General features: G+C 68.4%; 20 protein-coding genes. 14 read left to right on the forward strand and 6 right to left on the reverse strand.

Annotated features, from left to right (window positions below; genetic code table 11):
- The first annotated feature begins 27 nt into the window (after nucleotides 1–27).
- Nucleotides 28–453 (forward strand): CopG family transcriptional regulator, encoded by a 426-nt coding sequence (locus FHD67_RS05310; protein ID WP_045999747.1) that lies wholly within the window; start codon nucleotides 28–30, stop codon nucleotides 451–453.
- On the forward strand, nucleotides 450–1,496 hold the full coding sequence (locus FHD67_RS05315) for an extracellular catalytic domain type 1 short-chain-length polyhydroxyalkanoate depolymerase (RefSeq protein ID WP_139598073.1): 1,047 nt from the start codon (nucleotides 450–452) through the stop codon (nucleotides 1,494–1,496). The genes FHD67_RS05310 and FHD67_RS05315 overlap by 4 nt, the downstream gene beginning before the upstream one ends.
- Before the next feature lie 39 nt (nucleotides 1,497–1,535).
- Here FHD67_RS05315 and FHD67_RS05320 read toward each other — a convergent pair whose 3' ends face one another.
- A complete protein-coding gene (locus tag FHD67_RS05320) occupies nucleotides 1,536–2,201 on the reverse strand; it encodes a YciE/YciF ferroxidase family protein (protein WP_139598074.1) in 666 nt (221 codons plus the stop codon).
- A gap of 88 nt (nucleotides 2,202–2,289) precedes the next feature.
- A complete protein-coding gene (locus FHD67_RS05325) occupies nucleotides 2,290–2,880 on the reverse strand; it encodes a phosphatase PAP2 family protein (RefSeq protein ID WP_045999746.1) in 591 nt (196 codons plus the stop codon).
- A 206-nt stretch (nucleotides 2,881–3,086) separates the two neighbouring features.
- Here FHD67_RS05325 and FHD67_RS05330 point away from each other — a divergent pair, with 206 nt between their 5' ends.
- A complete protein-coding gene (locus FHD67_RS05330) occupies nucleotides 3,087–5,495 on the forward strand; it encodes an AI-2E family transporter (protein ID WP_139598075.1) in 2,409 nt (802 codons plus the stop codon).
- Here the strand turns inward: FHD67_RS05330 and FHD67_RS05335 are convergent.
- From FHD67_RS05335 to FHD67_RS05350, 4 genes are read right to left on the reverse strand one after another with little or no spacing between them, the layout of a single operon-like run.
- Nucleotides 5,477–6,613 carry a glycosyltransferase gene (locus FHD67_RS05335; RefSeq protein WP_246071237.1) on the reverse strand — a complete coding sequence of 379 codons (1,137 nt, stop codon included), beginning with the start codon at nucleotides 6,611–6,613 and terminating at the stop codon, nucleotides 5,477–5,479. The two genes, FHD67_RS05330 and FHD67_RS05335, sit on opposite strands and share 19 nt — an antisense overlap.
- A 26-nt stretch (nucleotides 6,614–6,639) precedes the next feature.
- Entirely contained in the window at nucleotides 6,640–7,608 is a 969-nt protein-coding gene (locus tag FHD67_RS05340) for a glycosyltransferase family 2 protein (protein WP_139598076.1), read from the reverse strand.
- Nucleotides 7,605–8,765, reverse strand: coding sequence for a glycosyltransferase (locus tag FHD67_RS05345; protein ID WP_139598077.1), 1,161 nt, complete (start codon nucleotides 8,763–8,765; stop codon nucleotides 7,605–7,607). The genes FHD67_RS05340 and FHD67_RS05345 overlap by 4 nt, the downstream gene beginning before the upstream one ends.
- Nucleotides 8,758–10,776: an HAD-IIB family hydrolase gene (locus FHD67_RS05350; protein WP_139598078.1), complete on the reverse strand. Its 2,019-nt coding sequence runs from the start codon at nucleotides 10,774–10,776 to the stop codon at nucleotides 8,758–8,760. The genes FHD67_RS05345 and FHD67_RS05350 overlap by 8 nt, the downstream gene beginning before the upstream one ends.
- Here FHD67_RS05350 and FHD67_RS05355 point away from each other — a divergent pair.
- The 11 genes from FHD67_RS05355 (at nucleotide 10,775) to FHD67_RS05405 (ending at nucleotide 19,795) form a co-directional block, all read left to right on the forward strand.
- Nucleotides 10,775–11,005 (forward strand): hypothetical protein, encoded by a 231-nt coding sequence (locus tag FHD67_RS05355; protein ID WP_139598079.1) that lies wholly within the window; start codon nucleotides 10,775–10,777, stop codon nucleotides 11,003–11,005. The genes FHD67_RS05350 and FHD67_RS05355 overlap by 2 nt on opposite strands.
- A 90-nt stretch (nucleotides 11,006–11,095) precedes the next feature.
- Nucleotides 11,096–11,341: a BufA1 family periplasmic bufferin-type metallophore gene (locus FHD67_RS05360; RefSeq protein WP_369799420.1), complete on the forward strand. Its 246-nt coding sequence runs from the start codon at nucleotides 11,096–11,098 to the stop codon at nucleotides 11,339–11,341.
- Between the two features lie 56 nt (nucleotides 11,342–11,397).
- Nucleotides 11,398–12,243, forward strand: a complete 846-nt coding sequence (gene bufB / locus FHD67_RS05365) for an MNIO family bufferin maturase (protein WP_139598080.1) — start codon at nucleotides 11,398–11,400, stop codon at nucleotides 12,241–12,243.
- Nucleotides 12,233–12,979 (forward strand): HvfC/BufC N-terminal domain-containing protein, encoded by a 747-nt coding sequence (locus FHD67_RS05370; protein ID WP_176695063.1) that lies wholly within the window; start codon nucleotides 12,233–12,235, stop codon nucleotides 12,977–12,979. Before bufB ends, FHD67_RS05370 begins: the two co-directional genes overlap by 11 nt.
- The gene (locus FHD67_RS05375; RefSeq protein ID WP_139598082.1) at nucleotides 12,976–13,380 is read left to right on the forward strand and encodes a DoxX family protein; all 405 of its coding nucleotides are present in this window, start codon (nucleotides 12,976–12,978) and stop codon (nucleotides 13,378–13,380) included. Before FHD67_RS05370 ends, FHD67_RS05375 begins: the two co-directional genes overlap by 4 nt.
- 77 nt (nucleotides 13,381–13,457) lie before the next feature.
- Nucleotides 13,458–14,003, forward strand: coding sequence for a sigma-70 family RNA polymerase sigma factor (locus FHD67_RS05380; RefSeq protein ID WP_139598083.1), 546 nt, complete (start codon nucleotides 13,458–13,460; stop codon nucleotides 14,001–14,003).
- A complete protein-coding gene (locus FHD67_RS05385) occupies nucleotides 14,000–14,644 on the forward strand; it encodes an NrsF family protein (RefSeq protein WP_139598084.1) in 645 nt (214 codons plus the stop codon). Before FHD67_RS05380 ends, FHD67_RS05385 begins: the two co-directional genes overlap by 4 nt.
- A 1,059-nt stretch (nucleotides 14,645–15,703) precedes the next feature.
- Nucleotides 15,704–16,405, forward strand: coding sequence for a FadR/GntR family transcriptional regulator (locus tag FHD67_RS05390; RefSeq protein WP_198143093.1), 702 nt, complete (start codon nucleotides 15,704–15,706; stop codon nucleotides 16,403–16,405).
- A gap of 22 nt (nucleotides 16,406–16,427) precedes the next feature.
- Nucleotides 16,428–17,936 (forward strand): ABC transporter substrate-binding protein, encoded by a 1,509-nt coding sequence (locus tag FHD67_RS05395; protein ID WP_218062274.1) that lies wholly within the window; start codon nucleotides 16,428–16,430, stop codon nucleotides 17,934–17,936.
- A 54-nt stretch (nucleotides 17,937–17,990) separates the two neighbouring features.
- Nucleotides 17,991–18,938 (forward strand): ABC transporter permease, encoded by a 948-nt coding sequence (locus FHD67_RS05400; RefSeq protein ID WP_045999735.1) that lies wholly within the window; start codon nucleotides 17,991–17,993, stop codon nucleotides 18,936–18,938.
- The gene (locus FHD67_RS05405; protein WP_045999734.1) at nucleotides 18,935–19,795 is read left to right on the forward strand and encodes an ABC transporter permease; all 861 of its coding nucleotides are present in this window, start codon (nucleotides 18,935–18,937) and stop codon (nucleotides 19,793–19,795) included. Before FHD67_RS05400 ends, FHD67_RS05405 begins: the two co-directional genes overlap by 4 nt.
- Nucleotides 19,796–19,809: the final 14 nt, after the last annotated feature.

Consider the following 19,809-nt stretch of genomic DNA (forward strand, 5'->3'; position numbering starts at 1 on the left):
GGATGGTATAAGGAAGGGGTAGCAATCATGGCGACCGCCTCTCCGGCCCGGACGGCCGATACCGAAAAGATCACCATCAATCTGGGCTTCGTCGATCTGGGACGGATCGACCTGCTGGTGCGCGAAGGCTTCTATGCCAGTCGCAGCGACCTGATCCGCACCGCGATCCGGGCGCAGCTGGACCGACACGACGCCTCGGTGGCCCCGGCCATCGTGCGCGACGATTTCGTGATGGGTCTGCGCGATCTGTCCCGGGCCGAACTGGAGGCCCTGCAGGCCGCGAACCAGATGCTGGACCTACGGGTGATCGGGCTTGCCCGCTTTGCCCGCGACATTCCCCCGGACCTGATCACCGCCACGATCCGCTCGATCGAGGTTCTGGGCACCATCCAGGCGGATGCCGGGGTCAAGGCGGCGCTGGACGCCTGCCGAACGAACAAGGGAACACGATGATGACCGAACAGATGCCGATGAACATGGCCCGCATCACCGAATTGATGCGGTCGGGCGATCTGGCGCAAGCCACGCAGATGATCCAGTCGGGATTGGGCGGGGGCGCGATGCCGCGCATGCCGGGTGGCGGCCTGTCGATGCCGCAGATGCCCCGGATGCCGGCGGGCTTTCCAGCAGGTGCGGCCATGCGCGACAGCACGCTGATAGATATGCCCCAGGGTGCCAGTTGGACCACCCACCAGCATCAGGCGGCAGGGCAGTCGCGCGACTATCGCCTGTATCTGCCCGCGTCGCTGGAGGGGCGCCCGGCTGCAGGACTGTTGCTGCTGCTGCACGGCTGCACGCAGGATCCGGATGATTTCGCCCGCGGTACTGGCATCATGGCGGCGGCAGAGCGCCATCGGATGATCGTCGTGGCCCCCGCACAGGCGTCACAGGCCAACATGAACCGCTGCTGGAACTGGTTCGAGGCCCGTCATGCCGCCCGCGACGGCGGAGAGGCCGCCTTTCTGGTCGACCTGACCCGCAGCGTCGCCCACGACCATTCCGTGGCACCCGACCGGCGCTTTGCCGCAGGGCTGTCGGCCGGCGGGGCGATGGCGGTGATCCTGGGCGCGGTCTTTGCGGACGATTTCGGTGCCGTGGCCTGTCATTCGGGCCTTCCCAACGGCGCGGCTATGGACATGGCGGGCGCGTTCCAGGCGATGTCGCAGGGCGGTTCCGATCGGGGTCAGGGCGTGGGCTGCCGGCTGTTCGTCGTGCATGGCGCGACCGACAAGACCGTGTCGCCGCGCAACGCCGATGCCGTGGTGGCGCAGGCGCTGCGGCGGCAACCCGGCCTGATCCGACGCGCTGCGGATGCACGGCTGAATGACCGTGCCGTGCATATCGGCCGATACCGCGATGACGCGGGCACGCTGCGGATCGAGACGTGGCGGGTTCAAGGACTGGGTCACGCGTGGTCCGGTGGTCAGCCAACCGGCAGCCACACCGCTCCTGGCCCCTTGGCCACTGATGCGATGATGGCATTCTTTCTGGTGTGACGAACACGGCCCCCGGATCGCGGGGGCCGTCCTATACGCTCAGGCGTCGTGGTCGTCGTATTCGGCGGCCGCGTCGTTCACCGAATCCTCGGCCAGTTCGGTCAGCTTGGTGTCGGCCGCGCTTTCCTGGGCCAGGATCCCCTCCAGGTGGGTCTTGGCCTCATCCATCCCCAAGGCCTCGGCAAAGGCGCGCATCGAGCCGTAGCGCGTGATCTCGTAATGCTCGACCGCCTGACAACTGAAGATTATCGCGGCGTCGGCGGCAACGCTGTCACCGAAATCCTCCAAAAGGCTTTCGCCCTCTTCCAGGATGCCGTCGATGGCGTCGCATTTCACGGCCTTGGCGCGCTTGCCGAGCAGTTCAAAAATCGCCTCCAAGGTTTCGATCTGGCCTGCGGTCTCCTCGCGATGCGCGGTCAGGGCGGCGATCAGGTCGGGATGGTCGGCCGCCTTGATCATCTTGGGCAGCGTCTTATAGATTTTCTTCTCGGCGTAATACATGTCCGCCAAGGCGTGTTCGAACAGATCCGCAAGGCCCTTGTCCGTCGCCGCGGGCTTGGCGGTCTTGGCCTTTGATTTCGCAGCCACGGCCTGCGACCGCTTGGTGCGGGCCTCAGCTGTGGGTTTCGCGGTTTTCTGTCCTGCCGCGCGGGCGGATTTCTTGGTCGCGGTCTTGGTCTTGGTGTCGTCGGAGGCGGTCGCCATGATGTCTCTCCCTGGCCCGGCAGGATCGCGGGGCCGTATCCTGTCGATGAAACGGGCGGTCGTGACGCCACGTTCCGTTGACATAAGTTCAGTCGCGCGCGGCCCTGTCCCACAGCCGGCGCACGACCAGCGCCGAGACCAGACCCAGAACCGCACCGGCCGCGACATCGCCCGGATAGTGCTTGCCCCGCGGCACCTGGATTCCCGCGATCATCGCCGCGACCCCCAGGGCGGGCACGGCCATGTGCGGCAGATCGCGCGCGACGACGACGGCCACCGCCACCGCACCCGCCGTGTGCCCCGAAGGAAAGGACGTCTCGTGGCCGCCCCGGCTTTCGCCGGGCTCGCAGCGATAGTCCTGCCGCTTGATCATCTCGACCGGGCGGGTGCGGCGAAAGCGGTTCTTGATCACCCGCTTGACCGAATTGGCCAGGACATGCGCCGCCATCATCCGCAGGCCTGTGCGCGCGACATGATCCTGCCCCGACAACGCCCCGCCCAGGATCACGCTGCCGCAAACCAGGGACAAGGGCACCTGGTCGGCCACCTCGCTCAGCGTGCCGACGGCCTTGACGACCGGATGGTGGCGGTGGCGCGCGGCTTGGGCAGCGGCCTCCTTGTCGGCCTGCTCCAGCGGGCCCGCATCATCGGCGCCGGGGGTGCGGATCGTGGTGTTCATCGGGAAAACTCTCGTCTGTTCGGGACCGGCCCACCCTTGGGCCGGTCGGCAGCGCAACGGCGCGTGACGCACCCGGTTCCGGTATCATATGATGCGTGCGGCAGGACGGATGGCCGTCGGCGGGCATCCGCCCGCAGCGACGGAACCGGGGCCTTCGTGCCGTGTTGACCAGCGCCCCCGTGCAGGGGGCATGTCGGGGGACCATCATGACACTGAACACTTCGGGGCCGCGTCAGGCCCCGCACGACCTGCTGGGGCCGGATGCCAATGCCGCAGTCGCCGTGCCCGAGGGTCGGGTCGACATCGTGCGCATGGCTGCGTGGCTGGTCGTGGGCACGGTCATCATCGGCCTGCTGTATTACGGACAGGAGGTGCTGATCCCGTTGGCGATCGCCTTTCTGATCAGCTTTGCCCTGGGGCCGCTGGTCAAGGTTCTGGTCCGTCGCGGCATTCCGCAGGTGGCGGCGGTGTCAGTGGTCATGCTGACGGTCATCGCGATGCTGCTGGGGTTGGGCCTGCTGATCACGTCGCAGGTCAGTGTGCTCAGCGCCGAACTGCCCGCCTATCAGTCCACGATCCGCGCCAAGATCCAGGGGCTGGGCCAGCAGATGGAGGGGCCGGGCCTGTTCGACGGCGTGTTCCAGACCATCGCCACCGTCCAGGAACAGCTGGCCACCGCCCTGCAGGACGCCCCCGGCGCCGTGGCCGACCCGCTGGCCGTGACGGTCGTGGGCGACGGCCCGTCCCCCTTTGCCACCGCCAGCGCCTGGCTGGCCCCCGCCCTGGCGCCGCTGGCCACCCTGGGCATCGTGGTCGTCTTCGTGTTCCTTGTCCTTCTGGACCGGGGAGATCTGCGCGACCGTCTGATCCGCCTGCTGGGCGGCAACCTGCACCGCTCGACCGACGCGCTGGAGGAGGCGGGCAAGCGGATCTCCAAGTACCTGCTGATGCAACTGGTGGTGAACGTCACCTACGGCATTCCGATGGCGCTTGGCCTGTGGGCCATCGGGGTGCCGGGCTGGATCCTGTGGGGCACGCTGGCCGCGATCATGCGGTTCATTCCCTATGTCGGGCCGATGCTGTCGGCGATCTTTCCGCTGGCCCTGGCCTTCGCCGTCGATCCCGGATGGCAGATGGTGCTGATGGCGCTGGCGCTGATCGTGTTCCTGGAACTGGTCAGCAACAACATCGTCGAGCCGATGCTGTACGGCACCTCGACCGGCCTGTCGGCGCTGTCGCTGATCGCGGCGGCGACTTTCTGGACAGCGCTGTGGGGGCCGCTTGGCCTGATCCTGTCGACGCCCCTGACGGTCTGCCTGCTGGTCGTGGGCCGCAACCTGCCGCAGCTGGCCTTCTTCGACACGCTGCTGGGGTCGACCCCGGCGCTGGACCTGCCCACCCGCATCTATCAGCGCCTGATCGCCAACGATCCCGACGAAGCCTATGAAATCGCGTCCGATGCCATCCGCACGACCGGGATCGCCGCGTTCTACAACACGACGGGAATGGAGGTCCTGCGCCAGGCCAGCGACGATTACCACGCCAATGCACGGGTCGAGCATCGGCTGCGCGTGGTCGACGGCATGGACCAGCTGCTGGAAGACCTGCGCGAGGATCACCCGGCCACCCCCGCCGGCACCCCGCGCGTCGCCTGCATCGGCGGCAAGTGGCAGGTCGATGCCATTTCGGCCGAGATGCTGGTTCACGCCCTGGCGCTGGCCGACATTCCCGCAATCCAGCGCGCGACCGGCACGGTCACCGCGCGCTATGTCGACGGGTTGGACCTGGAGGGGATCGACACCGTCTGCATCGGCTATTTCAGCCGCGATCCGGACGCGGCCGTGCGCGGTTTCGTCCGACGTCTGCGCCGTCGCTGGCCCGACCTTCGGATCGTCCTGGCGCTGTGGAACGCCCCCGAGGATCAGGCGGGCCCCGACCGGGCCGAGGCGCTTGGCGTCGATCAGATCGTGCTGTCCATGGACGAGGCCGTCCAGCGGCTGAGCCCGGCCCACGCAGACCGCGCCGCGATGCAGGCCCCCCCGCCCCCCGCGGACGAGGCCGCGCGCCTGGACGCCCTTGCCCAGACCGCGGTCCTGGACGGCCGCGCGCGCGAGGATCTGGACGATCTGGCGAAACGTGCGGCGGATGTGTTCGATGTCAGCCTGGCCTTCATCTCCGCGATCGATGCCGATGCGGAATACATCGTCGGGCAAAGCGCGGACCTGCCCGGCCGCCGCACGGAGACCGAGCCGCGCATGAACTGGATGCCGCGGGCCGAGGCGATGTGCAATCACGTCATCGCCGCCGACGACACGCTGGTCGTGCCTGACACCGACCGCGACGTGCGGTTTTCGGACAACCCGGCGGTGCGCCAGTGGCAGGGACGGTTCTATGTCGGAACGCCGCTGCGCACGGCTGACGGCCATGTGCTGGGCGCCCTGTGCCTGATGGACCGCGAACCGCGCCAGATCGAGGATGCGGAACTGGACCTGCTGGACAAGATCGCCGCCGATGTCGTGGCGGTGATGACCGACCAGGATGCCGTTCCGACCGAGCCGCGGCGCGAGGAACCGCCCGCCCCCCGCGGCGTCCTGGGTCAGCGCATCCCGGACTGAAGCGCCGGTTCGACCCCGCGCACCGCCAGCGACGGCGGCAGTTCGACGGGCAGAAAATCGACCGGCGGCGCGGGATCGTGCCGCCGGTCGATCGCCTCGACGTACAGCGCCTGCAGCGTGTCGATCATGCGGTCCAACCCAAAGTGGCCGGCCACATGCCGGCGCGGCACGTCGCGAGGGATCTGCATCGCCTCGATCAGCGCGCGGTCCAGCCCGGCTCCATCGGGGGCGGCGAACCGCCCGGCCGGACCCAGCACCTCGTGTACCGCGCCCATCGCGACGGCGGCCACGGGCGTTCCGCAGGCCATTGCCTCGATCGCGGTCAGGCCGAAGGGCTCGTCCCATTGCGGCGTGAACAGCAGGGCCGATGCACGACCGTATTCCGCGGCCAGATCCGGTCCCGCCAAGTGCCCGCCAAAACGGATGTCCCCCGACAACTGCGGGCGGACCTGCGCGTCGAAGTAATCGCCATCCTCGATGCTGCCAAAGATCGTCAGGGCGACGCCCGCGCGACGCGCGGCGGCGATCGCCAGATGGGGTGCCTTGTTCGGCGTGATGCGTCCCGCCCAGACCGCCTGCCCGTTACCCCGCGGCGAATAAGGCCATTGCGCCAGATCGATGCCGTTCGGCACCACCCGCGCCGATGCGGGCGGGCCTTCGGGGAAATAGGCCGCCAGATGCCTGCGCGAACATCCTGTCGCCACATGCCACGGGGCCACGCTGTCGCGCACGGCCCGGCGCAGCGCGTCAAAGGGCGGCACGTGCAGCGAGGTGACCATCGGCACACGCGCCGCCCGCGCAAAGCGCGGCGGAAACCGATGAAGCGTGTTATTGTGGATGACGTCGAAATCCATGTCCGCCAGCGTCGCCAGGCTGGCCGCATGGTGACTGTCCAGATGGGCGTTCAGCGGTTCGGTGCCGTGATATTGGTGCCACGGATAATCACGGTCGTAATGCTGCGCCATCAGGGGCAACAGCGGCACGTCCACCCGGCTGTCGCCCGCCGCGACCAAGGTCACGTCATGCCCCCGCGCCCGCAGGGCATGGACAAGGTGGTGGGCATGACCCTCCATCCCGCCCATGAACGGGGCCGCGATGGGGTGACGGCAATGTGCCATCACCGCGATCCGCAACGGGCGAGCGGTCATTCGGCGGCGGGCATCAACAGGGCGCTTTGTTCGCGGGCAACGCGTTCGGTCGTCATGCGGTCGTCTTCGGCCAGCCGGTGCAGGTGGTCGATGACACGGCGGGAATTGGCATAGGGCATGTGCCCCTGCTGTTCGCACAGGGCGAATTCCGTCGGGCCGGGTTCGCGCAGCAGCTGCAACCCCTCGGGCGCGTTGCGGATCAGGCCCATCAGCTGGAACGCATACAGCCAATGCTCCATCGTGCGGTGACCCCATTTGCGGGCAAAGATCTCGGTGTTGCGCAGGACAGAGTGCAGGTGATGAACCGGGGGCATGCAATGCGGATGGTACTGATGATAGACGCGGCCCCCCGCGATCCACCAGATAGGGGCGCCGCCGTCCGACCAGGCGCGACCAAAATCGGTATCCTCGCCGCCATATCCGGAAAAGCTCTCGTCGAAACGCGGGCCGTCCAGCCAATCCTGGCGCCACATCGCAAAGTTCAGCGACCAGAAGCATCGGTAGTCGGCACAGGCCGCCACGCCGGAGGCAGGGGGGCCCTGGCGGTCGGAATGCTTGACGGCGATGTCGGCGAAGCGGTCGAAATCCAGCCCCCCGTCGGTGCCGCCTTGGGGCAGGTACATCACCTCACCCATGAACAGGCCGCGACGGTCCGCCATGCGGTCCAGATAGCCGTTGATGAAATCGGGCGCCGGGATGCAGTCGACATCGACAAAGGCCAGCATGTCGCCCGTCGCCGCATCGGCCACCGCATTGCGCGCCGCCGACAGCGGCAGTTCGGGTGCCGACACGCGGATCTGGCGGATGGGAAAGTCGGTTCGGGGCAGGTCGGTATAGTCGGCGTCCTGCATCACGCCGATGATCAGTTCCGACGGTTTGTGATGCTGGGCCTGAAAGCCTGCGACGACATTGCGCAAATGGGCCTCGCGGCCCGCAGCGATGGTCAGGGCGGAAACGTGGATCATTCAGGGGCTCCTTCGGGGATACGTGTCGGGGGGGCGGCGGACCACAGGTCGCGCGCCAGGGTTTCCAGCCATCGGGCCGTGTCGGCCGCGGGATCGGCGGTGACCAGGCGCGCCTGTGCCGCGGGGTCGTGACCCTCCATCGCCCGCGTGACCGCCGCGCGCCAGGCGTGTGCGCTGGACGGCAGATGCGGCAGGTGCAGCGCGACGCCCGCGCGGGCCAAGGCTTCGGCCTTCAGGCGCTGTTCGTCGAAATAGCGCCATTCCGGCACCACGATCCACGGCCGCCCGGCAGCCAGAACCTGCGCGCAGGTGGTGTTGCCCGTCGACGAGATCACCAGATCCGCCGCCGCCACATGGGTCGCCGGGTTGTCGACCCAGCCCCGGTGGGTCAGGTTGCCGCCCTGCGTCGCATGCCAGTCGGGCTGGGTCGCGCCGATGGTCATCCAGTGCCAGTCGGGAAAGGCCCGCGCGGCCACGCCCATCGGCGCCTGCGCGAACCCGGTGCCGCCCGCACCCGACACCAACAGCGCCACGGGGCGGTCAGGGTCCAGCCCCAAGGCCCGCCGCGCCTCCGCCCGGTCCGGAGGCGTGATCGCGGGAATGCCCAGGCCGGGGGCATAATGGATGCGGTCTGCAAGTGGCTGCCAATCCGGCTGCGCCAAGGCGGCAGAGAACGGCGCCAGAAGGCCCACGGCCCCCGCATAGGCGGCTTGGTGTCCCTGATCGCCGCGGTCGCCATGCTGCAGGATCTTGACATGGGGGACCGAACAGATGCGCGACAGCTGTGCGATCTCGGCGCTGACATCGCAGATCATCAGTGCGGGATCATCGCTGGCGAACCAGCCCGCGATCCGGCCCATCGCCTGACGGATGCCCGGCCAGCCCAGAGGCGCGCAGTGCAGCGTGTCGGGCGTGGGCACGTGGTCCATGTCGCATTCGCCGCCCGTCCGTTCGAACAGCGATGGGATGGTGACGATGCGCGCCCGTGCCGGCAGCGGCGGAAAGATGTCGTCCCGGGCGCAGAAGATCGTGACCGGCCGATCGGTGGGAAGCGCGTTGACGATGGCCGCGCAGCGTTCCGCGTGGCCCCGTCCCTGGTGGTGGACGAAATAGCCGAAGGGCCGCTTTGCGGTGTCGTCGGGGACCAGGTCACGCATGCTGCGCCTGCCGTGCCAGCCCAAGCTGCGCCAGACCGTCGATGACCCCGGCAGCGTGGTGATAGCGGCTTTGATAGATGCCCCGGCCGCGCAGATGCGCCAGTTCGGCATAGGCATTCGACGGCAGGATCGACGCCCCGCTGGCCGCCAGCATGTCGGCATCGTTGCCGCTGTCTCCCGCGGCGATGCAGTGGCGCAGGTCAAGGCCGCGGCGCGTGGCCTCGAACCGCAGGGCGGCGGCCTTGCCGGCCGCCTGCGGCAGCACGTCGATGAACTCTCCGTGCGAGGCGATGACGCGCGCCGCCAACCCGGCGCGCGCCAGATCGCGTTCGATCCCCGCGGCCTGCGCGGCGGTACCCAGCAATGACAGCTTCCACCGCCGCTGCTCATAGCCTGCCTGCCAGACGGGGGCGCGTGCCTGCAGCACGGCCTGCACCGCATCGCGGTCCCAGTCCGCGTCCAGCAGCGCGGCATAGTCGGCGCAGGGGTGCAGCCGGTCGCCCGCGCCCCACCGCCAGATCTCGGACCCGACCGAGGTGATGAACAGGTCGGGCCGCGGCAGGGCCCAATCGGCCAGCACCCGACGCGCCTGCGACACAGACCGCCCGGTGGCGACGGCGAACAGCAACCCGTCGTCTCGCTGCGCGTGCCAATCGACGAACCGTGCAGCGGCCACAGGGCAGCCGGTCAGCGTGCCGTCGATGTCGCTGGCCAGGATGCGGCGCACCGCGCGACGCGGCAGGGGGGCGGCGCGCTGCAGGTTCCGGCAGATCGCCACCGACCGTCGCGCCCAGTCCCGCCAGTCAAAGGCCTCCAGCGCGCGGGCCTGCGCGCGGATCGCGCCCTGCGGGTCGTCCATCATGCGCAGGCAGGCTGCGGCGACCTGCGCCGCGTCGCCGGGATCGACCAACGCGCCGTGGCCCAGCTGTGCCACGATGTCCACGGGGCCGCCGTTCCGGGTCGCAACCACGGGGACGCCGACCTGCGCCGCCTCGACCAGGGTCAATCCGAAGGGTTCGTGCAGCGCCGGGTTCACGAAGACGCCTCCCTGCGCTGCCCGCGCGTACAGCGCCCGCAGCTGACCCGCATCATGGCGGGGCGGCAGGGCGACCTTGCCCCACAGGCCATGGCGGTCGATCCGGTCGAACAGTCCGCGCAGCACCTGCGCCTGTTCGGCAGGCCCGCCATCGATGCCTTCGCGCAGCCCGGCCAGGATCACCAGATTGGCGCGGTCCTGCAGCTCGGGCGACGCGGCATAGGCATCGACCAGCCCGGCCAGGTTCTTCTTGGCCACGGGACGGGCCACCGCCAGAACGATGGGACGATCCGGCCTGCGCAGGAACGGCGCCAGCAGCGCATCGGCCGCCGCGGTGCCCGTATCGGGCAGCAGCGTCACGCCGGGGGACACGCAATGGCTGCGCCCCTCGGCCGCCTTGCCATAGGGGCGCAGCTGGCGCTCGGCCTCGTCGCGCGAGGACACGATGATCGCGGCGGCGCCCTCGACGGCCGACCGCTCGGCCGCGATCCGGTCGCGAAGATCGGGACGGCTGGCGGCGGCAGGGTCCTTCTGCAGGGCGAGCGAATGGGGGGTATAGATCCAGGGAATGCCGAACCGCTTCTGCGCCGTCCGGGCCAGGCGCGCGGCGTCGGCGAAATGCGCGTGAATCACGTCGGGCTTCTGCGCCATCCCGCCAAGCATCATACAGAACGCCTCGGCCAGGGCGGGCAGCTCGGCCTCTAGGGCCTCCTTGGCCAGATAGGCGCGATTGGCGGTCGACAGGCGCAGGATTCGGCAGCCGCGTGCGACCTCCTCCATGGCCTGTGCGTGGATGGGGTCCATGCCGTCGAACGCACGGGTGACGATGTCGACCGACGCCACCTGCGGCAGCGCCGCCTGTGCCATGGCAGCACCCAAGACATAGGCGATGTGGCCGCCGGTATCCTCGGTCACGCCATAGCGCACGGGGGCAGCCTTCAGGCAGCCGCCCAAGGCAAGGTGAAGAATGTGCATGATTGCGCCTTTCGGCAAACTGACTGCAGACCGTGCAATGCGGCCATCGCACAGCGAACAACGCCACACCGCCGCGGGTTCACCGGAAAGCGACCAAGTAAAGAAAGATGAACTCTCCTCTTCCCGGCGGTGCCTTGCCGATGGGCAGCATGTCGGTGCGAAAAAAGCACCGTGGCGCTGTAACGCGCGCCCCACCCGCCGCGATCTGATCTGCATGAAGGCGGGCTGACGCGCCTTCGATATCAGAATGGAGATGATCATGACCGCATTCACGACCCGCCTTTCGCTTGGCGCCTCGCTGGCCTGCGCGCTTGGTGCGATGGCCGCCACCCCCGTCATGGCGCAAGAGATGGAGAAATGCTTCGGCGTCGCCTTGGCCGGGCAGAACGACTGCGCCGCGGGGCCGGGCACGACCTGCGCCGGCACCTCGACCGTCGACTATCAGGGGAACGCCTGGACGCTGGTCCCCGCCGGCACCTGCACCACGATGGAGCTGCCAGCGCAGGCCGACGGCACCGCCCGCATGGGCATGCTGGAGGAACAGATGCGCGACCTGCCCGCCTGATCCGACACGGACCGCGCGGGGATCGTCCCGCGCGGCCATTCCCAAAGGGTGATGCCATGTCCCGCCTTCCCGCCACCCCCGGCGTCGGTTTCAAGCCCCAGCATTTCGCGGCGATCCGCCAGGACGCCCGCCCCGTCGGCTTCTTCGAGGTCCATGCCGAGAACTATCTGGGCGCGGGCGGCCTGCCCCACGCGCAACTGACCGCGCTGCGTGCCGATTTCCCGCTATCGCTGCACGGTGTGGGCCTGTCGATCGGCAGCCCGCATGGGCTGGACCGGGATCACTTGGCGCGGCTGCGCGCGCTGTGCGACCGGTATCAGCCGGACAGCTTTTCCGAACACCTGGCATGGTCCAGCCACGGGGCCGAATACCTGAACGACCTGCTGCCCCTGCCCTACACGCCCCAGACCCTGGCGCTGATCATCGATCATGTCGACCAAGTTCAGACCGCGCTGGCGCGTCCCATCCTGCTGGAGAACCCCGCCACCTACCTGCTGTTCCAGCAGTCCGAGATCCCCGAAACCCAGTTCCTGCAGGCCATCGCCCAGGCCACCGGCTGCGGGCTGCTGCTGGACGTCAACAACCTCTATGTCTCGGCGGTGAACCATCGGCGCGATCCCTGGGCATGGCTAGACGCGTTTCCTCTGGACCTTGTGCAGGAGATCCACCTGGGCGGCCACGCGGCCGAGGACCTGCCCTCGGGGCCGCTGCTGATCGACGATCACGGCAGTGCCGTCGCCGACCCGGTCTGGGCGCTTTATGCAAAGGTCATCGCGCGCCAGGGCCCGCTGCCGACGCTGGTCGAATGGGACAACGACCTGCCCGACTGGCCCATCCTCGCGGCCGAGGCCGCGCGGGCCGACGCCATCCTGCGGCATGCGGGGCTGGCCCATGCCGTCTGAGCACGCCCATTTCATCACGGCCTTCGACGTCGCGCTGCGCGGCGGGCCGCTGCCCCCCGGCGTGACCGGCCCCGAGGCCGAGCGCCGTTTCGCCGTCTATCGCAACAATGTGGCGGTGGGCTTGTCCGCCGCGCTGGCACAGCGTTTTCCCGTCATCCGCCGGCTGGTCGGGGCCGACTATTTCGCCGCGCTGGCCGCAAGCTTCGTCGCGACCGACCGCCCCCGGTCGCCGGTGATGGCCGAATGGGGCGCGGGGTTCGCGGCCTTTCTGGCCGGTTTCCCGCCGCTGGCCGCCTGGCCCTGGATGGCCGACGTCGCGCGGATCGAACATGCCCGTGGGCTGGCCTTTCACGCGGCCGACGCCGTCCCGGTCCGCCCGGACCGCCTGACCCGCGCCGACCCGGACTTGCTGAGGCTGGGCCTGCACCCGTCGGTCATCGTGCTGCCGCTGCACCATGCGGGCGTCGCGGTCTGGGCGATGAACCAGCCCGGCGCCACCCCCGGCCCTGTCCCCGCGGGACCCCAGATCGCGCTGATCCTGCGCGATCCGTCCTGGGACGTTCCGGTCACCGCGATTAGCCCCGCCGACGCCGCGATGATCGCGGCCCTGCCTGCGGGAACGCTGACGCAGGCCGCCCGGGCCGCGCGGGCGGTGCAGGCCGACCACAACCCCCAACCGCTGCTGCTGCACCTGATGCGGTCAGGCAGCCTGACCGACCAGGAGACCGTGCCATGACCCCCATCCTGACCGACCTTGCCGGGCTGGCCCTGCGCGTGTTTCCGGCGGCGGTCTTCTGGCAGTCGGGCCGCACCAAGGTCGACGGCCTGTCCATCAAGGACAGCACCTGGTTCCTGTTCGAACACGAATACGCGCTGCCCGTGATCCCGTCGGACTGGGCAGCGGTGGCCGCGACCCTGGCCGAACACCTGCTACCGGTGCTGCTGATCCTGGGGCTGATGACGCGGCTGTCGGCGCTGGCGCTTCTGGCGATGACGGCGACGATCCAGATCTTCGTCTACCCCTCGGCTTGGATCACGCACGGGCTGTGGGCCGCCGCCTTCCTGGCGCTGATCGCGCATGGACCGGGGCGGTGGTCGCTGGACCACGTCCTGCAGACCCGCCGGGTGCCGGCATGATCGCCGTTCCCGCCATCGTGCCTTGCGGGGTGGGCATCCCTGCGGCTAGCCTGAGGACAGGCGCGCGGAGGCGGGGCATGCAGCAGGACGGCACCGAATGGGCGGCACTTCTGGCGGCGGCGCAGGCCGGCGACAGCCGCGCCATGGCCCGGTTCCTGACTCAGGTCACGCCGCTGATCCGCGCCGTGGTGCGGGCCCGCGGGCGCAGCCTGCCCCGCGACCTGCACGAGGATGTCGTCCAGGAGGTGCTGCTGGCCATCCACGTGAAACGCGACAGCTGGCAGCCAGACACACCCCTGCGTCCCTGGCTGTATGCGGTCACCCGCTACAAGGTGATCGACGCGTTCCGCAGGCGGGGCAGCCGCGTCCACCTGCCCATCCACGACTTTGCCGAGATCATGGCCGACAGCCGCACCGACGACCCCACCGCCGCCCGCGACCTGGGGGTGCTGCTGGCGCGCATCGACGCGCGGTCCGCGGGCATCGTCCGCGCCATGGGCATCGAGGGGGACAGCGCCGACGACGTCGCTGCCCGCCTTGGCATGACCGACAGCGCGGTCCGGGTCGCCCTGCACCGCGCCATGAAGAAGCTGTCCGCCATCGGACTGGGAACACGCGAATGACACAACCCTCCTCGACCGAGGCGCTGATTGCGCGACTGGCGGCCGAACCCCTGCCCTCGACCCGGTTCTCTCCGGCGCGGATGATTGCCACGATGGCCGGGACGGCACTGCTGGGCCTTGCGCTGCAGATGGCGCTGTCCGGGCCGCGCCCCGATCTGGCCGCATCGCTGGCCGCGCCGGTAACCCTGGCCAAGCCGCTGCTGCCGCTGATGGTGCTGATGCTGGCCTGGCCCATGGCTGTGCGGCTGGCACGGCCCGGCGCGCGTATCGGGCTGTGGCCGCTGGCGGTGCCCGCGGCCTTGGCGCTGGCCCTGGCGGTCTGGGCACTGGTCGCGACGCCCGTCGATCGGCTGGCCCATGACTGGCTGGGCCATTCGGCCGATACCTGCGTGCCCGCGGTGCTGGCCCTGTCGGCGGCGCCCCTGTTTGCAGGCGTGCGGCTGATGCGTCGCGGCGCCAGCACGCATCCCGTCCTGGCCGGCGCGCTGATCGGACTTGCGGCAGGCGCCGGTGCGGCGACCGGCTATGCCCTGTCCTGCACCGAGGATTCGCCGCTGTTCTATGTGTTCTGGTACGGCGCGGCGATCGTGCTGGCATCCGTTGCCGGGGCCGTGGCGGGTCACAAGCTGCTGCGCTGGTGATCCAGTTATCCACAGTTTCCGGGGACAGTTCCGGGGGTAACCGTAGAAAATCTTGTTGTGGCAGGACCTTGACCGCTGCACCTGTCATGCCACCAAGTAGCGGCACAGTGGTACCAACCTACGCCGGTGCCCTGAGGAATCTCCGTTCGCATCCAACGCTACGCGCCGATGCTGCTCACCAATCCCCGCGTTCATGGTGGCAAGTCCGAAGGTGAGAGTGCCGCAGCAGGATGGCCAATAACGGTGGCGCCGCGGGTTTGCATGACCATCGTCTTTGAGGGGGTGAGATCGGTGACACCAAGCATCCGATGGTTGCCTAGTGGACTGCACGGCTTCGCCGCGGGCCGTCGAGATGCATGTTTGAACCGCTTGGCGAACCGAATGCGGCGGCCAGGCACCGTCCCCGGCCTGCTGATGACGTAACACCGCGTTCCTCCATAATTCGCATCGCGCTGCGATTGTCACTCGGCAGGCTGGCGCTTTTCGCACGCCTCCTGCGCGACCTCTGACGCAAATAAATCGCTTGGCCGCCGGAGATCGACGCGACGGGTCGGTCGGACGATGCCAGTAGGGCATATTCATCCACGCGAACGCGCGGGATCGTCCAGCACATGACGTCTGCATGCCGAATATTCAGGGTCAACGTCTTGGTTAACGTGACCGCGCGGGGACAAGTCGTAACGACGCCACGCTCTATCCATGGGGAGAGGCCCATAGCACCTGATTCCCGGACGTCAGACCTTCCAGACAGGCAGGTCGGCGGATTCGCCTTGTCATAAAGTTGCATTTTAACGGAACGCTTAAACTTCGGGCAGTCGACGTCATTGTTGGGGCACGGGCAAACCATTGCACTGTAATGGTTCGCATTTCTGACCCACCGAACAAGGGCGCGAGAACCAGTATCCGCTGCGCAACCGCTGAATCACAGTCGATCACGCGTCATCGTGCTTGCGTGACGGCAGATTTGTGACAGCATGAACCAATAACGGATTGGTTCGCTTCATGGACATGCCTGATCTTCCCTTTGCCGATGACGGTCCCGCTAGGGGTCAGGGAAACATGACCTCTGCCTATGCGCTGGAACAGCTGCGCGCTTGGGTGGACGATCCGGGTCATCCGAACGGCACCCGCCTGCCGACCGAACGGCAGCTGTCAGAGCAGATGGGCATCGGCCGCCGCGCGATCCGCCGCGCGCTGGAGGTGCTGGAGGCCGAGGGCCGCATCACCCGCCGCCAGGGCGCCGGAACCTTCGTCGGTGGTCAGATCGACAGCGCCGCCCCCGCGACCGATTTCTTCGAGATCATGGAGGTGCGCCTGCGCCTGGAGCCGCAGCTGGCGGCCCTTGCCGCGCTGCGCGCAAAGCCGGTCCAGATCGCCCGCATGCACGAATTGTCGGACCGCATCGCGCAATGCGTCGACGCCGACGAGGGAGAGCTGTGGGATGGCACCCTGCACCGCCAGATCGCCGAGGCCGCCGGCAATGCGCTGTTCCTGTCGCTGTTCGACGTGGTCAACCGCATCCGCCAGGACCCCGCCTGGCAGGCGGTGCGCGAACGCGCGCGGGGTGGCCTGGCCGGTCACGCGCTGCCCGTGGCCCAGCACCGCGCCATCGTCGACGCCATCGCCGCCCGCGACCCGCAGGCGGCCGCCGAACAGATGCGCCTGCATCTGCTGATGCTTCAGGAAAAGCTGATCCGCCTTGGATCGGCCGACCTGCCCGCAACCGATACCGGAAGGCCGGACCAACCGGCCCATGCTTGACCCCCATCAGGAAGGACATCCCATGACTCGCCATATGCTGACCGCCACCGCGCTTGCCGCGCTGCTGACCGCCCTACCCGCCGCCGCACAGGAAATGCGCATCGGCCTGGGCGACGATGCGGACATCCTGGACCCCGACCAGTCGCGCACCTTCGTGGGCCGCATCGTCTATGCGGGCCTGTGCGACAAGCTGGTCGACCTGGACGCCGACGCGCAGATTATCCCGATGCTGGCGACGGACTGGACCTATTCCGACGACGGGCTGCAGCTGGTCATGAACCTGCGCGACGATGTGGTGTTCCACGACGGAACGGCGTTCGATGCCGATGCGGTGGTGGCCAACATCACCCGGTCGATGACCCTGCCGGAATCGCGGCGCAAGTCCGAGCTGTCCTCGGTTGCCTCGGTCGAGGCGACGGGACCGCTGCAGGTGACCTTCACGCTGACTGCGCCGGACGCGTCGCTGATCGCGCAGCTGTCGGACCGGGCAGGAATGATGATCTCTCCGACCGCGGCCGAGGCGGCAGGCGCCGATTTCGGCCAGAACCCGGTCTGTTCGGGTCCGTTCAAGTTCGTCGAACGCATCCAGCAGGACCGCATCGTGCTGGAAAAGTTCGCGGATTACTATGACGCGGACCGCATCAAGATCGAACGCGTCACCTATCGCCCGATTCCAGACACCACCGTGCGCCTGGCCAACCTGCAGTCCGGAGAGCTGGACATGGTCGAACGGATCGCCGCCACCGACGTGGGCACCGTCAACCAGACCGACGGGCTGAGCCTGCAGGAGGTCGTGGGCCTGGGCTACATGGCGATCTATGCCAACATCGGCAACGGCGACCGCGCCCTGACCCCGATGGGAGAGGACGCGCGCGTCCGCCAGGCCTTCTCGCTGGCCATCGACCGCGAGGCGCTGAACCAGGTCGTATTCGACGGCACGGCGCGCGCGGGCAACCAGCCCTTCCCGCCGACCTCGCAATGGTACAACCAGGATCTGCCCGTTCCCGCCCGCGACGTCGAGGCCGCCAAGGCCCTGCTGGCCGAGGCCGGACAGGAGCGCGTCGCGGTCGAGATCCAGCATGCCAACAACCCCGTCGTCACCCAGATGATGCAGGTCGTCCAGGCGATGGTGGCCGAGGCGGGCTTTGACGTCACCCTGCGCGCGACCGAATTCGCGACGCTTCTGTCGGAGCAGACGGCGGGCAACTTCCAGCTGTCGCGGTCGGACTGGTCGGGGCGTCCCGACCCGGACGGCAACCTGCACCAGTTCGTCACCTGCGAGGGCGGGATCAACGACCCGAAATACTGCAACCCCGAGGTCGACCGCCTGCTGAACGAGGCGCGCGCCGTCACCGACCCCGCCGCCCGCAAGGCGCTGTACGACGAGGCTGGCGTGATCCTGAACCAGGACCTGCCGGTGATCTATCTGGGCCACCAAACCTACATCTTTGCGCTGGACGACAAGGTCCAGGGCTTCAAGGCGCTGCCCGACGGGATGATCCGCCTGCAGGACGTCACCCTGGCCGAGTGACCATGACCGGGGGCGCGCCCGCCGCGCCCCCGCACCGATGGTGAAAGGACCCCCATGCTGATCTATATCGCCAAGCGGCTGATGGTCGCCCTGCCGACGCTGCTGATCGTGTCGATGCTGGTCTTCGGGCTGCAGATGCTGCTGCCCGGCGATCCCGTCCTGGCCATGGCCGGAGAGGAGCGCGACCCCGAGACCCTGGCCCGCATCCGCGAACAGCTGCACCTGGACGACCCCGTGCCGGTCCAGTACCTGCGCTGGCTGGGGGGCGTGGTGACGGGCGATCTGGGCACCTCGCTGCGGACCGGGGAGCCCGTGTCGCAGCTGATCGTGCAGAAGCTGCCGGTGACCATCCAGCTGGCGGTCATGTCGATGATCTTCGCGATGCTGATCGGCATTCCCGCAGGCATCATCGCGGCGGTGCGCAAGGGCAGCGTGACCGACTGGCTGGCCAATTTCGTGGCGCTGTCGGGTCTGTCCATCCCGAACTTCTGGCTGGGGATCATGCTGATCCTGCTGGTCTCGGTGAACCTGGGCTGGCTGCCGGCATCGGGATATGAATCGATCTTCGTCGATCCGGTCCGCTCGCTGCAGACGATGATCATGCCGGCCTTCGTGCTGGGTACGGGGCTGGCCGCGACGCTGATGCGCCACACCCGGTCATCCATGCTGGGCGTGCTGTCGGCGGACTATATCCGCACGGCGCGGGCCAAGGGCCTGACCGGCCGCCAGGTGGTGCTGAAGCACAGCTTCAGGAACGCGCTTTTGCCGGTCATCACGCTGACCGCGCTGCTGTTCGGCGAATTGCTGGCGGGCGCGGTGCTGACCGAACAGATCTTCACCATCCCCGGTTTCGGCAAGCTGATCGTCGATGCGGTGTTCAACCGCGACTATGCCGTGGTGCAGGGGGTCGTGCTGTGCACCGCCGTCGGTTTCCTGCTGATGAACCTGGTCGCGGACGTGCTGTCCGTGATGCTGAACCCCCGGATGAGGGCCGCCCTATGACCGCCATCGACATGCCCGCCCCCCGCGCCAAAAGCCGCTTCTGGCGCAAGTTCCGGCGCAACCGCGCGGCCCTGGTCGGCGGCATCATCGTGGCCTTCTTCGTCCTTCTGGCCTTGGCCGCGCCGATCCTGCCCATCGCCGACCCGCTGGCCACCAGCTGGACCGCGATCCGGCTGCCGCCCTCGGCCGAATACTGGCTGGGCTCGGACGAGATCGGCCGCGACATCCTGTCCCGGATGATCTGGGGCGCGCAGGCCTCTCTGATGGCGGGGGTGATCTCTGTGGCGATCGCCGTCGTCACCGGCGTGCCCATCGGGCTGATCGCGGGCTATTTCGGCGGCTGGACCGACACGATCATCTCTCGCTTCACCGATGCGCTCTTGGCGATGCCCTTCCTGATCATGGCGATCGCGCTGGCCGCATTTCTGGGGCCCAGCCTGACCAATGCCATGATCGCCATCGGCCTGTCGGCCATGCCGATCTTCATCCGCCTGACGCGCGCGCAGGTCATGTCCGTCAAGACCGAGGATTACGTCGAGGGCGCCCGTGCCATCGGCCTGGGTCACATGGCGATCATGGGCCGCTACATCCTGCCGAACATCGTGCCGCCGATCATCGTGCAGGCCACGCTGACCATCGCCACCGCCATCATCGCCGAGGCGTCGCTGTCCTTCCTGGGCCTGGGCCAGCAGGCCCCCGCGCCCAGCTGGGGGTCGATGCTGAACGTGGCCAAGAACTTCCTGACGCAGGCGCCCTGGATGGCCTGGTGGCCGGGGGCTGCGATCTTTCTGGTCGTCATCGGCTTCAACCTGATCGGCGACGGGCTGCGCGATGCGCTGGACCCGCGCGAACACTGACATTGCAAGGAGTC

The organism is Paracoccus haeundaensis (genome assembly GCF_006239215.1).
Taxonomy (GTDB): domain Bacteria; phylum Pseudomonadota; class Alphaproteobacteria; order Rhodobacterales; family Rhodobacteraceae; genus Paracoccus; species Paracoccus marcusii.

Coding starts and splice junctions, on each gene's coding strand:
- FHD67_RS05310 (WP_045999747.1), top strand. CDS start 28: ATGGCGACCGCCTCTCCGGCCCGGACGGCCGATACCGAAAAGATCACC.
- FHD67_RS05315 (WP_139598073.1), top strand. CDS start 450: ATGATGACCGAACAGATGCCGATGAACATGGCCCGCATCACCGAATTG.
- FHD67_RS05320 (WP_139598074.1), bottom strand. CDS start 2,201: ATGGCGACCGCCTCCGACGACACCAAGACCAAGACCGCGACCAAGAAA.
- FHD67_RS05325 (WP_045999746.1), bottom strand. CDS start 2,880: ATGAACACCACGATCCGCACCCCCGGCGCCGATGATGCGGGCCCGCTG.
- FHD67_RS05330 (WP_139598075.1), top strand. CDS start 3,087: ATGACACTGAACACTTCGGGGCCGCGTCAGGCCCCGCACGACCTGCTG.
- FHD67_RS05335 (WP_246071237.1), bottom strand. CDS start 6,613: ATGGCACATTGCCGTCACCCCATCGCGGCCCCGTTCATGGGCGGGATG.
- FHD67_RS05340 (WP_139598076.1), bottom strand. CDS start 7,608: ATGATCCACGTTTCCGCCCTGACCATCGCTGCGGGCCGCGAGGCCCAT.
- FHD67_RS05345 (WP_139598077.1), bottom strand. CDS start 8,765: ATGCGTGACCTGGTCCCCGACGACACCGCAAAGCGGCCCTTCGGCTAT.
- FHD67_RS05355 (WP_139598079.1), top strand. CDS start 10,775: ATGATTGCGCCTTTCGGCAAACTGACTGCAGACCGTGCAATGCGGCCA.
- FHD67_RS05350 (WP_139598078.1), bottom strand. CDS start 10,776: ATGCACATTCTTCACCTTGCCTTGGGCGGCTGCCTGAAGGCTGCCCCC.
- FHD67_RS05360 (WP_369799420.1), top strand. CDS start 11,096: ATGGCCGCCACCCCCGTCATGGCGCAAGAGATGGAGAAATGCTTCGGC.
- bufB (WP_139598080.1), top strand. CDS start 11,398: ATGTCCCGCCTTCCCGCCACCCCCGGCGTCGGTTTCAAGCCCCAGCAT.
- FHD67_RS05370 (WP_176695063.1), top strand. CDS start 12,233: ATGCCGTCTGAGCACGCCCATTTCATCACGGCCTTCGACGTCGCGCTG.
- FHD67_RS05375 (WP_139598082.1), top strand. CDS start 12,976: ATGACCCCCATCCTGACCGACCTTGCCGGGCTGGCCCTGCGCGTGTTT.
- FHD67_RS05380 (WP_139598083.1), top strand. CDS start 13,458: ATGCAGCAGGACGGCACCGAATGGGCGGCACTTCTGGCGGCGGCGCAG.
- FHD67_RS05385 (WP_139598084.1), top strand. CDS start 14,000: ATGACACAACCCTCCTCGACCGAGGCGCTGATTGCGCGACTGGCGGCC.
- FHD67_RS05390 (WP_198143093.1), top strand. CDS start 15,704: ATGACCTCTGCCTATGCGCTGGAACAGCTGCGCGCTTGGGTGGACGAT.
- FHD67_RS05395 (WP_218062274.1), top strand. CDS start 16,428: ATGACTCGCCATATGCTGACCGCCACCGCGCTTGCCGCGCTGCTGACC.
- FHD67_RS05400 (WP_045999735.1), top strand. CDS start 17,991: ATGCTGATCTATATCGCCAAGCGGCTGATGGTCGCCCTGCCGACGCTG.
- FHD67_RS05405 (WP_045999734.1), top strand. CDS start 18,935: ATGACCGCCATCGACATGCCCGCCCCCCGCGCCAAAAGCCGCTTCTGG.